Genomic DNA, 12,730 nt, shown 5'->3' with positions numbered 1-12,730 from the left:
TGACCACCTTCATCGTCTATTTTCTTAAATAGCTTCTGCAATACTCGTTGCGATAGGTGTCGTTGGCCTTGCAATAAGTTGGCTTAACGAGCCACCATTTTCGGCCAACCAGCCATTAGCTGCATGCACTTCTGCATCGGCAAGTACATCAGCAAGCCCCTGTGGTAAACCAATATTCACTAACAGATGCTTATAATCGTCACCCGTCATTGTTTGATAGCTTATTTGTTGTTGGCTCTGTTTTGAAATTTCATTGGCATAATCAGCTAACGTGAAGCCATTATCGCCGGCAAGCTCGTAAACCTTACCAATATGATTAGCATGTGAAGTTAACACAACCGCAGCTGCTTCTGCGTAATCTTTCCTTGCTGCGGTATGTAGAACGCCGTTTTCAGCGGCACCAATCACGGCACCATTACTCAATACTCCGGCAATTCCTTGGGTATAGTTTTCACTGTACCAACCATTACGTAAAATAACGGCCGGCAGTTTAGCATCAGTAATCATTTGTTCGGTAATGGCATGTTCTTGCGCGAGTATCAGTGGCGACTCATGCGCTTTTAAAATACTGGTATATGCAAATAATTCTACGTTTGCTTGTACGGCAGCGTTAATCACCGCCTGATGCTGTGGCACACGTTGACCAATTTCACTGCCTGAAATCAACAGCAACTTTTTCACGCCACTCAGCGCAGTTTTTAGAGTGTCGGGCTGGTTATAATCAGCATGGCGCACATTAACGCCTAAGACTGTTAGTTGATCAGCCTTGTCTACATTTCGAACTAAAGCAACAATTTGATCTGCTTGAGTTTTTTTTAATAAGCTGCGAATAACGAGTTGACCTAACTGACCATTTGCTCCGGTAATTGCAATCATAATATTTTCCTTTTTGGATGTTTGAACTGGAATTGTTCGATATTATGCAGCACACTAACCGACCCGATAAGACTAGCAATTACGAATAGAATGCTCCGAATATGAGTACAATAGATTTTTCTCACCTAAAATTACTGGCAATATTTACCGTGGTGGTAGAAGCAGGTAGTTTTGCGGCTGCGGCTCGCAAACTCAAAAGTAGTCGCTCTAGGGTTAGTGAGCAGATAGCTAATTTGGAAGCAGATTTAGGTATTAGACTTCTACAACGTTCAACACGAAAATTGCGGGTTTCTCATGAAGGATTAGATATTTATCAACAAGCAAAGCAATTGCCCAATATTTTACAACGTATCGAAGCGATTGCTAAGCCAGCATCACCGACAGGTCGAGTTTCAATTACGCTAAATCATGATATTGCCATTAAATTTTTACTACCAGTATTAGCTAAGTTTGAGCAGCAATACCCAGATATTCAATTAGACTTGGTACTCAACGATGCCAGAGTCGACATTATTGCAGAAAATATAGACTTGGCAATTCGCATTGGCGTACCTAAAGATGAGTCGCTTATTGCGCGAGTTATGCATGAAGAACGTATGGCACTATTTGCTAGCCCTACTTACCTCAAAAAAGTAGCTATGCCAACAAGCCATGAAGCACTCGCCAACTGCCGCTGGGTTATACTTAATCAAACTAACCATACTGATGTACAACACTTACATCAAAACCAGCAAGCAATCGAAATAAAACCTAAGCATTTTACGCGCTGCAATTCACCACTTACTATGCAAAACATGCTTATTCAAGGTATGGGCATTGGCTCACTTTTACCAACAACGGTAAAAGCCGAATTAGCAAATGGCTCTCTTGTCCCTGTTTTACCATCCGTAACCGGTGAACCATTAGTATTTTCATTAGTTTACCCGTCAAGACGACAAGTGCCTGCGCGTACACGAGCACTTATTGACTTCTTACTTAATGAAAAAATATTTAACTAATTTGCTTGCTAGTTACTTTTTGCCAAGATTTTTCAGAGCCTTTAACTCACTGCGTTCAATTTCTTGCGCATAAATTGCCCTAGGTGTGGTCGTTATATCGGTATATAACACCACCTTACTCGTGGTAATTTGAATGCCATATTCACCAGAGGTTAGATAAACCCCGCCTGAATATTTACCTGAAGTAGTAAGCCAACCATCTTTATGCAAAGCCAACCACTCTTTTAGCAATACATATTCAGCATCTGATCCCGTAAGGCGCACTGTTTTATCTGTATTTTCACTTAAAAACACAGTAACTTCAGGCTCTAGTTTTACATCCACTGATTGAGTACAGCCCATTAACACTATTAACAGTGTCGATAAAACTAAAATATATTTCTTCATTCTCATGGCTTAATCCACCGTAATTGATAACAAAACATCTGTTGTTAAATATTTCACTGCTGATATTTTACCCTAATCAAAGTCTGACGAATTGATAAATCTCAATTATTTGTTATTTATATAAAAACACAAGAAAAACCCATTAGCCTTATATAACAAATAGATAGCATTAAAGTCAGCTTTATTATTTCTATAATTTTTCTATTTTCTACCACTTCTAAGTTTTTATTAGGATTTTTTCAGCGCTATTTTTCATGCTGTTGTCAACTTAGAAAAGGAAGTTGAAATGAAATTAAACAAACTCTTAATCGCAGCATTTGCACTATCTAACAGTTCGGTTCTATATGCTGGTGTTTCGCCAAAACCAATTGAACCTATAATGGTAACCATTCCAGCTGGTAGCTTTGAAATGGGTTCGTTAGCCCAAGAAAACACTCAACCCATACATAAGGTAAATATTAAGCAATTTAGTATGGCGCAATACGAAATAACCGTCGCAGAATTTAGACAGTTTATCGAAGCAACTAATTATGCTGCACCACAAGAATGTCGTCATGAATTAAATGGCTGGTTTCGCCCCTACTCCAAAGGAAACTGGGAAACGAATGCTTTAAATACCAGTGAATATCAACCTGTTGTTTGCATAAATTGGCAAGCCGCAAATGCGTACGCCAATTGGTTAGCTAAAGAAACAGGTAAACCTTATCGTTTACCAACGGAAGCAGAATGGGAATATGCGGCAAGAGCAGGCACTAAAACAGACTACTTTTTTGGTGACGATAAAGATATGACCAAAGTGTGTGATTTTGCCAATGTTGCCGAGCTCAGCGGTGAAAACATTCTACAGCGAGATGGCAATACCAGCTATTACAACTGGTCAGGAGAATTAGCTAACTGCGTTGATCATTCAGCCTATGCCAGTATCGTTGGTATGTATAAACCTAATCAATTCGGTTTGTATGATATGTTAAGCAATGTTTTAGAGTACTTAGCAGATTGCTATGTCGATAATTATGCCAAAACGCCACGCGACGGCTCAGCCTATTTAACAGAAAACTGTGAAAATCGTGCCACCCGTGGCGGCAGCTGGCACTGGAGCCATTGGCCATTAGCACAACGCGGGCGTATTCCTGAAGATTTCGCTGGCGGCGTTGACGGCTTTAGACTCGCACTTGATGGTAAAGCGCCTAGTCTTTCAAAAAGTACCGCTGAATTTAAGCAACGACTAACCTTTGCTCAAGTACAAGAAAATAAGCGTCGACTGGCACACCCCGGCTTTCCAGACAAAGTTACCAATGTACAACTAACACAAACAGATAGCGCTGTAACACTAACATGGGATGCGAGTAAGCAAGATGATATAGAAAGTTACCGTGTGTATCGTAATCAAGTTTCAGGCGGCATGTTTACTTTGCTTGCCAGCAATATAACGCAAACCAAGTTTGTTGATCACGACATAAAGCCCCTTAAGTATGATTATACTGTTGTGGCTGTGAAACGACATGTGCAAGGACATTACAGTAAACCTGTTTCGACAACAGCTGGCTGGGCAAACATACCAGGTCGCGTGGAAGCGCAATGGGCCGCCGAATATTCAGGTAGTTCATTAACTAGAACCTCAGATGTCGATGGTGATTATAATTTTACCGGTGCTGGTGGCATTGCTAATAACGCCGAAATTACCTATCAAATTGATATCCCCAAAACTGGCCTTTATCGCTTGGAATATCGCGTAGCAGCTCCGCGCAACACCCAAGGATTTGACGTGTTTTACAATAATAAAAAAGTCGCCTCTTCAACCATCGAAAAAACTGGCGGCTACCACGAATGGCAAACACAACAAGGTACAAAGTTTTTACTCGAAAAAGGCAGAAATACTCTAACCTTAAAGTCACGCGATAATAATTGGAAATTAAATTGGCTAGCACTTAAATAGCAGCAATTCGGCAAATAAATAACGATTGGCAATAAGCTTAACCATTGCTAATCGTTTAATAACAGGAATTAGATATGAAAAACATCAGTAGACGTTCTGCCATTAAAAATACCATAGCAGGTACCATCACAGCAGCTATCTCATTGCCATCGCTGGCAAAGAGCATCACGCCACAAGAAGTTGAAGGGCCTTTCTATCCAATCACACCGCAAAAAGATCAAGATGCTGATTTAACGAAAGTGGCAGGACAAAACGGCGTGGCAAAGGGCGAGATTATTGAAATATTTGGCAAAGTGCTGGATCAAGATTTACAGCCTATCGAAGATGTTACTATTGATCTTTGGCAAGCCAATCATTTTGGAAAATACCACCATCCGCACGATACAAGTGACGCACCAATTGATAATAACTTCCAAGCTTGGGCGATCTTACAAAGTGGTATTAATGGCAGCTACAAATTTAAAACCGTCATTCCTGGTGCTTACCCTTTAGGTGAAAATCAGCAGCGAACACCGCATATTCATCTAAAAATTAGCAAGAAAGGTTACGACTCATTATTAACACAAATGTATTTTCCCGATCACCCGTTAAATCAGCAAGATGGTTTATTTAAGCGAAAATCTTTACAAGAACAAGCCATGATGACTGCTGTTCGTAAAGGTAACAGTAACCAATATCAGTACAACATTATTATCGAAAAACTGTAGCAAATACTGATATCACATTAAGATAAATAAACATGCGACTACTAGGGCGTGTTTATCTTTGCTGTATGTTTTTGCAACAGTTAATTTAACTTTTATACAAGGCAGAGTCTTTGTCATGTGGTTGTTCCACATAAAAAGACGATAACGCAGTAAAAAGGTTAAATAAACGTTGTCCCTTGGATTCGTTTAAAGGCGATTTATCCAGTGTTGTTACTCATTTATATAGAATAACTACACTTCAATCGTAACGCCTTGGCTAAATCACCTTTACTTCGAACAAAATTTATACCGCAAAGATCAACACGCCCTAATTTAATGCTAGCAATTTAACTTCATTGTTACGACGCCATGATTTAGTCGCATTTTCGTCAATATATTGTAAGTAAAAATCATAATTTACTGGTACGTTCGGTGTGCTACATAGCAACAGCGCAATATCCAAACTTAAGGTTTTATCACCAGCTAATTGCGCTTTCTCAAAGCTCGTTTGTGCAACACGAGTAAACTCTTCTTCGGGTTGATTGACTTGTGCTAACAGTGTTTTTAAGTATGCATTTTGTGCATTGTCTGTGGTTGCAGCCGCTAGTATATTTTTAGCATCCTCAATTCGATTCTGCGATATGTAATATTTTAGCAATTGCTTGCGACTATTTTGCGCTAGCCAGTGATCAGGGGTGAGTTCACTAAGCGCCAAAACTTGCTTTAAATGCGGCTCTTTTGCCGCTAGATTATCAGCATATATCGCATAATGAAAAGGTATCTTAGCAAAATAGTAAACGGGCAATTGATACTGCTCCATCTTCTCTTCAGCTTGACGCAAATATAAATACTTATCCGTTTCTTGATGGTGTTTATGCGCCAATACAGAAAGGTAGGTTAATGCATGTAATTCGCGCGGCTTATCATTAGCTTGAAAAGCCAGTTCGGCAGATTTCAGTAAACTTTCTTTCACCGCACGATAATCTTTATTTTGGTGATCGAGCCAAGATTGAGCATTCCAAACATCAGCTTGGCGCTTTAGATCATTGATTTTTTTAAATTCTGTCAGAGCAAGTGCTAGCTTTTCAGCACTAAGATCAAACAACTCGATTCGGGTTAAAATTTCGCTTTGAAATAAGTACGCATTACCCAATTGTTGAACATTGCCATTCGACAATGCACTATTCGCCAACTTTTCCGCCATCACCATAGCCTTATCAAATTCATTAAGGTTGATGTAATTTCGAATAAGCTCACTCAGTATCACCAAATCTTCTGGTGTCGTTTGATGTGCAATAGTTAAACTCGCCAGCATAATTTCAGGTGATCTTTGCTCTGCCAGCAACTGGTAAATAAACTTTTGTTTTATATGGCTTTTAAGATTTAACACCACCTCACTTTTAGATTCGCCTGATAATTGCCCTTGCCATTGTGCTATCGGCCCTCTTATAACAAAATCGAGAAAATACTGTTGCTGATATGTTCTTAAATCAACCACTAAAATATAGGGATGCTGCACTTTCAACTTTGGATATTCAATTTCAATTGCACTTAAAAAATGTTCACTACCAATGCCTGCTAATTCGGTAAAATCAAAATTATCATCATCAATAAGGCTTATAGTAAGTAAGCTATTATCTTCCGTATTTGTTAAATAACTTAATTTTACAGACGATACCTGTTCTTCAGTACTGCTGATCGTAAAATATGATAAAAGGCTAACGATTAACGCGAAAGCAACAATGAGAAATGGGCTATTGAATGATATTGAATGTGTAGGCGCTTTTATAACTGACTTACCTACATCAACAAAATTATCGAGGTTTTGTTCTTGTATCAGCGAACTTTTCTCAGTGATCTCGTTCAGTGTTAACGGCAGCTGCCACTGATAACCTCTTTTGGGAAAAGTTTTAATGGCATTATTGCCGAAAATACTGCGTAAATGACTTATATTTTGAAAAACAGCTTGTTCTGAAACAACTTTATCATGCCAAACATTGGTAAGAATATCTTCTTTGCTAAACACTTTATCGGGGGATTTTAATAACAATGCCAATAGCTTGGCTTCGTTGTGACGAATAGCAATGGCATCAGCCCCTTGGCTTAGTACCAAGCTTTCACTATTAAATTCAAAGTTGTTAATTGTGTATATCATAAATTCGTCAAAACAGTTTCTTCAAGCTTATCTTAACCGATAATTATTCAAAACGTCAGGCCTAATCTGTATGCAAAGATTACTAAACTCGTAGGCAGGATAGCGAGTAAATTTCCAGAAGTTAAATGCAATTAAGAAAATTAGTGCTTGTTATAATTAGTAATTGTTTAATCTTCACCAATTCTTCACCAAACCTACCCTAGTATTTTTAAAGACTTTGCTATGGTAAATATCATCTCAACTTAACTAATGGCGAATAAAAAATGATAAGAATAGTCACGTTACTTTTTTCCACTTTGATCTTCAGTACATCCTGTTTTGCAACCGATAATCGCACGAAAGAAAAACCTATAGTGTCAGGATACGAAGCTCAACACCATTCAAAAGTATTTAACGAAGTAAGGCGATACATGGTGTCTTTACCAGAACGCTATGCTATGAATAACCGTGATTACCCAAGCCTTTTTGTAATAGACGCAGATTTTCAATTTCAGCATGTGTCTGCTGTGGTGAAAAACTTAACCCGCATGGGCAAAATCCCGCCGATGATTGTTTTTGGCATCGCGAATCAAGGTGGCGATGACTATTTAAAAACCACCACTTGGCCTGATCCTAAAGACCCAGCATTCGGCGATGCGCAAAAGCTGCAAAAATATTTAACTTCAGAATTATTGCCTTTACTCGATAAGACTTACCGCACCAATAAGCAAAAAGCGCTATCAGGTTATTCTTTAGGCGGGCTATTTACTTTGTACAGCATGATGCAGGAAAACACGCCATTTAATGCTTTTCTCTCAATGAGCCCAAGTGCTTGGTTTGATGATTTTAGTTTGCCTAAAAAACTCACGCCATTGCTAAAGAGTAACAAGCTCCATGCTCCTGTTTTTATTTCTGTCGCAAACGAAGAAGGTATGGGGGTTGATAAAGTTATTGAAACCTTTACCACCAATGCCCCTGAAAATTTGCACTGGCAGTTTAAGCATTACCCGAACGAAAACCATTTTACCACCGCGCTGCCCGCACTTTATGACGGACTACAATTTTTGTCGCCAAACTACGCCTTAGATGGTACTGACATGTTAGCCATTGGCGATTATAAAGCTGTGCTTAATCATTTTAAAAAACAACAAAAATCGTGGGCTGGTTATCAGTTTGGTTGGTTGCAAGCCTATCAATTTGCTAAATATATGTTTTGGTCAAAACAAATTGAAAAAGTTGATGAAATACTCACTGCGGTTAAAAGTGACTTCCCTGAATCATTAACTATGGTGACAATTCATTTAGCTAACGGTTTCAATAAAAAGAAAAACTATGCAAAAGCACTACAACTTTTACAGAGTATTAAAGCACAGGGACAAAGTTACCCGGGTTGGCATAAGCAAATGAGTCAATATTATCAAGGTATTGAACGACAAGATTTAGCTGAAAAATTTCAAGCAAAGGCAATATCACTGGCAAAAGAATATCAATTTGAAAGCTGGGAAATTTGGGAGTTAATGTAGTTGATAAAAACCGACAACAAAGCAGAGTTAATATTGTTAACTCTGCTTTTCAGCTACAAGTTAATTTATTTAAGCCCGTTGACAAATGAATCGCATGATTTATTAAGCTCTTCAATCTTAACTTCAGATTGCAGCTTACAACCAACTAAGTAACCAACTTTCTCTGCTTTATCACCCCTTAAGTTTTTAAACTTACCCGAGGCGCCTAAATTCATATATTTACTGTTTACTTCACCCTCATCAATCACTTCAAAATTATATGGTGATTTTAGTGTTGTAAATTTATGCCAAAAGTCTTTATAACTATCAGAAGCTTCAGAGCCAATATTATAGTATTTTGACACGTAGAAAGTTCCCGACTCATTTTCATTTGGCGTTAAATTTAAACTTCCAACTATCAGCTCATTTACATTGTCCGGGTTTATTTCCATTGCAATATACAGCTTGCTATCTCCAGTAAGCTTTAAATCTTTCAACTTGCCAGTAAATTCTCCAAGTTCAAATTCAATGGTATCAGCCGATACTTCAAGTACAGAATTTTTAAAGCTTTTTGGTACTAGATTATCAGGTAATTCAATAAACTCTTGCCACTCTTCTAGCTTAGCTGAGTATGACAACATCATTCGGTGTAAGTTATCTTTATAACCACCTTTTTGTACCGCTAACCAAGCAACAGAAGTTTCCAACAAATCACAGGCAACACCTTTAGGAATAGCTAAACAATAAATCATAATAGCTCGGTCTGAATATTGATCATTCCAAGTCGCCATTTGCCAATTTCGCCCATAGTTATCCGTTACTTGTTCTTCATGTACTGGTGCACCGTACGACGATATGTATATTGGCGTTTCTGCGACTTTTCTATTCCATTGCACTGATGTTAAAAAAGTATCTAAAATACCTTTTTTATCTTCGACAAAATCTTTCAGCTTCTTGTTTTTAGGCTTTTCTAGTACAAACTGATAACTTCCCATGATTTTATCATTACCATGAAAGTACAATGTTTGATCATTGCTAATTTTAATACTTGATTCTTCATCTGGTCTAAATAACGACCATTCGCCATTACCATTAATATCAATAATGCCAAGCATATCTTTATTAGATTGATTTTTAAGGTAACTCATTACGTTTTTATGATTTGGAAATATGTCCTTACCATATTTAGCTTCGAATTCATCACGGCCGTTCTCAAATCTTTCATAAAAACTATGCTCAGCTAATTTTCTTAACTTAAGAATATTTTGTGGCAGTTTGGCACTAAAATTCCACGAATACCGTAAGCGTTGTAATGCTTCAACTTCAGCCATTTGATTATTAAAAAACTCGGCCGACTTATCAGTAAAGGCAATAAACTCTTTGATAGGAAAAGCGTAATTCAAATTCTCACTTGACGATTTTTGCGTCACAATACCTACAACTTCGCCGGATAGATTCAGCAAAGGACCACCACTATTACCAGGAGAAGCGGCGGCTGAATAGCGAATGTTTTTCCACTTACCGTCAATCGGTTCAAAAGTAAACGAGGTCAAAGATCCCTTTCTAAAAATAACCCCTTCACCATGAGCATTTCCAGCCGCATACACTACATCACCGGCACTGTATTCCTTAGCTATCGTAAACTTATGATATTTAGCCGTATCACCTTCAACTTTAAATTGAATAAGGTCACGGTAATTAGAATATTTTTCTACATTGGTGATCTCAAAAACATTACCTTTGGCATCGCGAACAGCATAATTATCTGATAATAAAGAACGATGCTCGAGGTTAAAAACATGCGCCGCCGATACAAAAGTATTGTCTTTGATAAGAAAAGCGGTACCAAGGCTATGGTATTTATCATTACGGATATGGAAAGGAATTAAGTCTTTTGGAAATTCCTCTTTATATTCAACGTTGTCTTCTAGCTTTAAAGTAACAACTTCAAATATACCATTTTTTAATTGTTTTATTTGAGAAGAGGTAAATTCTTCTTTTTCAGCAGCCAAAGTGAGCGAGGAAAATAAAACTAAAATCAATCCCCAAATAAAACTGTTCAATTTGAACATTAAGCATACTCCATTAATATTATTATGTTCCTAATCCCTAAGTTTACGCATAAAAATCAGTGCTACTCAATATAAATTTATCAAATATTGTACATATGCCCTAAGCGTTTAGTTGGCGTATTTAAAAATATTATCCCAATGTTTATCAAGCCGGCATTTAGCTTCTGCCAATGAAACGGCATAGTACCTAGTGTTATTGCATTCAACCAAATTCATTTTCTGCAGTTTTGCTAATGCGTCGGTAATTTCAAAGTCCAACGCACACTGATATTTATCATTAAACCAAGATTCAATTCTTTCATCGAGAGTTTTTGCTGTTAACCCTTCATTAGAATTGAGTAAGAAACTATAAGCGAGTACTGCCTCTTTAAAGTCCTCTTCTTCTGCAGCATCAATTAAGGTATGAAAAACACCAGCATTATTATCTAAATTTTTAAAATATAGGTTGTCCGATAACGCTTTCATAAATTTAATTTTTCTATTTTTAAACTTGCTCCACTCTTTAAAAATAAAACCACCAAACACGGCCATGCCGACAGCAAAAGAAATAAAGTGTTGCTGGGTCATTTCTACCGCTTCAGTTCGCCAACCAAACCAAAACGCTAGTAACGCCGCAAGTAAAACAAGTGAAGCACCAAGTTTAGTTACCAAAACAACCGCACCGCCAGCAATAGCTGAACCACCAATAATCGCTTTGTCAATTGGCCGCATGCGAACTTCACTGTTTGGAAACAACATTTCTAAGTCAGCTTTTGGAACATTCTGGAATAGTTTTACTATGGTAGAACCGGGCTCAAAGCCATGTAGAGATTTATTTTTTCCGTCAAAATGCGCTTGATTTTTAAAAGTAATAAACACCGCAACTCGGTCATAGTTAGTAAAATCGATAACTTTTTTTCTTAAGCCAAAAAATGACGAAACACTCTCCTTTTTTTGTGACTCACCTCGACGATAAAACACCACTTGCTCAAAATCATCAAATTCGACTTCTAATCTCACTTTAAACAGCGACTCTTCCGTTAACGCATCTTGTAAGTCTTGTTCGGTAATTTTTTCAAAATTTGCCGCATTAAGAATATTGGCAAAATTTTCTGCAAACCTAGCTTGGTATTCTGCTTTTTGTTCACTAGAAAAAGGCGCAAGTTGCTTAGTGTCAGCATTGGGTTCAAATGGAGCATAATCATTCTTTAATGCTTCTAAATGCTGATGATATTCAACATGAAAAGAATAAGATAGTAGTTGGCAGAATTGCTTAAACGAGACACCAGCGTCGTCAAAGTTTAACTCGCGTAAACACATCTCAACAATATCTTGTTTTCTATAAGGAATAAATCGATCAGTAGCCATAAGTTACTTCATTTAGCATTATATATTTCGAGTTTAAAGCATCTATCTAGATTACAAAACGATAAAATTGGGCTTAATTTTTACTAAGCCTTTCAATTAACACCTGATTATCAATATGTTTAAGCACGTTAAATGGCTCACAATGACCATCGCCAAATGTAATTGAGCCAACAACTTTGGCAATTTTAACGGCTGCTGAATTTAGCTTTAAATTACGTTTACCTATACCCATTAACGCACTGCCCATCGCCATACGCACACTTGAGCTTTCATGTGCTATTTGTTCATCGATAAGCGCTAGGCACGCTAAAAAAAATTCATCCGTGAAGTCTTTATTACGCTTATTTTTTGAGAACTCATAAACCAAACCGTAACCACATTGGCGTCGTATTGCGTCATCACTTTTCATCCACACTTTCGCCAGCTCAAACGCAAATGGCGCTTTAGCTAACGTTGCATCACACGAGCTAAACACATGGGTTAATAGGCCGATTCCTAATCCTTCAACTTGTTGCTCTGCTTGCGTTTGAGTAATTTTTTTAGCTTCGTCAATCAGCAAACTGATAATCTTGGCATCGTAAACGTTACTATCCCATAGTGCTAACGCAAGCTCATGATCTTTCCCTATTTGTTTAGCCAATTTCCTTAACTGAGTAAGGCCAATACCAAAGCTTTCTAACCCTTGAGTATTTTCAAGCTTTTGCCAATTGGCTATGCCCCTATCATTCTTATTTTCTGCAAGTAATTTAAGTACATCTGACACATTCATAGAATCTTCCTAGTTGGTGTTCT

At 37.7% G+C, this 12,730-nt stretch carries 10 protein-coding genes; 4 read left to right on the top strand and 6 right to left on the bottom strand.

All coding sequences use genetic code 11. The features are described from left to right. Positions 1–24: 24 nt before the first annotated feature. The gene (locus AC27HL_RS15945; protein WP_487082040.1) at positions 25–876 is read right to left on the bottom strand and encodes an SDR family oxidoreductase; all 852 of its coding nucleotides are present in this window, start codon (positions 874–876) and stop codon (positions 25–27) included. Between the two features lie 101 nt (positions 877–977). Here AC27HL_RS15945 and AC27HL_RS15940 point away from each other — a divergent pair, with 101 nt between their 5' ends. Beyond that, positions 978–1,874 (top strand): LysR family transcriptional regulator, encoded by an 897-nt coding sequence (locus tag AC27HL_RS15940; RefSeq protein WP_487082039.1) that lies wholly within the window; start codon positions 978–980, stop codon positions 1,872–1,874. 12 nt (positions 1,875–1,886) lie between these two features. Here the strand turns inward: AC27HL_RS15940 and AC27HL_RS15935 are convergent, their stop codons facing one another. After that, a complete protein-coding gene (locus AC27HL_RS15935) occupies positions 1,887–2,267 on the bottom strand; it encodes a hypothetical protein (protein WP_487082038.1) in 381 nt (126 codons plus the stop codon). Between the two features lie 280 nt (positions 2,268–2,547). Here AC27HL_RS15935 and AC27HL_RS15930 point away from each other — a divergent pair, with 280 nt between their 5' ends. Then, positions 2,548–4,197, top strand: coding sequence for an SUMF1/EgtB/PvdO family nonheme iron enzyme (locus AC27HL_RS15930; RefSeq protein ID WP_487082037.1), 1,650 nt, complete (start codon positions 2,548–2,550; stop codon positions 4,195–4,197). 74 nt (positions 4,198–4,271) lie between these two features. Then, positions 4,272–4,904, top strand: coding sequence for a dioxygenase family protein (locus AC27HL_RS15925; protein WP_487082036.1), 633 nt, complete (start codon positions 4,272–4,274; stop codon positions 4,902–4,904). A 307-nt stretch (positions 4,905–5,211) separates the two neighbouring features. Here AC27HL_RS15925 and AC27HL_RS15920 read toward each other — a convergent pair whose 3' ends face one another. Further along, the gene (locus tag AC27HL_RS15920; protein ID WP_487082035.1) at positions 5,212–7,038 is read right to left on the bottom strand and encodes a winged helix-turn-helix domain-containing protein; all 1,827 of its coding nucleotides are present in this window, start codon (positions 7,036–7,038) and stop codon (positions 5,212–5,214) included. A gap of 263 nt (positions 7,039–7,301) precedes the next feature. Here AC27HL_RS15920 and AC27HL_RS15915 point away from each other — a divergent pair, with 263 nt between their 5' ends. Then, entirely contained in the window at positions 7,302–8,540 is a 1,239-nt protein-coding gene (locus AC27HL_RS15915; RefSeq protein WP_487082034.1) for an alpha/beta hydrolase-fold protein, read from the top strand. Between the two features lie 65 nt (positions 8,541–8,605). Here the strand turns inward: AC27HL_RS15915 and AC27HL_RS15910 are convergent, their stop codons facing one another. From AC27HL_RS15910 to AC27HL_RS15900, 3 genes are all read right to left on the bottom strand, one after another. Further along, positions 8,606–10,591 (bottom strand): S1 family peptidase, encoded by a 1,986-nt coding sequence (locus tag AC27HL_RS15910; protein WP_487082033.1) that lies wholly within the window; start codon positions 10,589–10,591, stop codon positions 8,606–8,608. Positions 10,592–10,699: 108 nt separating this feature from the next. Next, positions 10,700–11,938, bottom strand: a complete 1,239-nt coding sequence (locus AC27HL_RS15905) for a DUF3754 domain-containing protein (protein WP_487082032.1) — start codon at positions 11,936–11,938, stop codon at positions 10,700–10,702. Positions 11,939–12,011: 73 nt separating this feature from the next. Beyond that, a complete protein-coding gene (locus AC27HL_RS15900; protein WP_487082031.1) occupies positions 12,012–12,707 on the bottom strand; it encodes a DNA alkylation repair protein in 696 nt (231 codons plus the stop codon). Between the last annotated feature and the right edge of the window lie 23 nt (positions 12,708–12,730).

The sequence above is a fragment of the Colwellia aquaemaris genome (assembly GCF_057548755.1).
The sequence above is the reverse complement of the archived record's forward strand: the minus strand, read 5'-3'. Positions and strand labels throughout refer to the sequence as shown.

Bases quoted from the DNA above. Each gene is read 5' to 3' on its own strand.
- AC27HL_RS15935 (WP_487082038.1), bottom strand. From the start codon at position 2,267: ATGAGAATGAAGAAATATATTTTAGTTTTATCGACACTGTTAATAGTG.
- AC27HL_RS15925 (WP_487082036.1), top strand. From the start codon at position 4,272: ATGAAAAACATCAGTAGACGTTCTGCCATTAAAAATACCATAGCAGGT.
- AC27HL_RS15940 (WP_487082039.1), top strand. From the start codon at position 978: ATGAGTACAATAGATTTTTCTCACCTAAAATTACTGGCAATATTTACC.
- AC27HL_RS15910 (WP_487082033.1), bottom strand. From the start codon at position 10,591: ATGTTCAAATTGAACAGTTTTATTTGGGGATTGATTTTAGTTTTATTT.
- AC27HL_RS15905 (WP_487082032.1), bottom strand. From the start codon at position 11,938: ATGGCTACTGATCGATTTATTCCTTATAGAAAACAAGATATTGTTGAG.
- AC27HL_RS15915 (WP_487082034.1), top strand. From the start codon at position 7,302: ATGATAAGAATAGTCACGTTACTTTTTTCCACTTTGATCTTCAGTACA.
- AC27HL_RS15920 (WP_487082035.1), bottom strand. From the start codon at position 7,038: ATGATATACACAATTAACAACTTTGAATTTAATAGTGAAAGCTTGGTA.
- AC27HL_RS15945 (WP_487082040.1), bottom strand. From the start codon at position 876: ATGATTGCAATTACCGGAGCAAATGGTCAGTTAGGTCAACTCGTTATT.
- AC27HL_RS15930 (WP_487082037.1), top strand. From the start codon at position 2,548: ATGAAATTAAACAAACTCTTAATCGCAGCATTTGCACTATCTAACAGT.
- AC27HL_RS15900 (WP_487082031.1), bottom strand. From the start codon at position 12,707: ATGAATGTGTCAGATGTACTTAAATTACTTGCAGAAAATAAGAATGAT.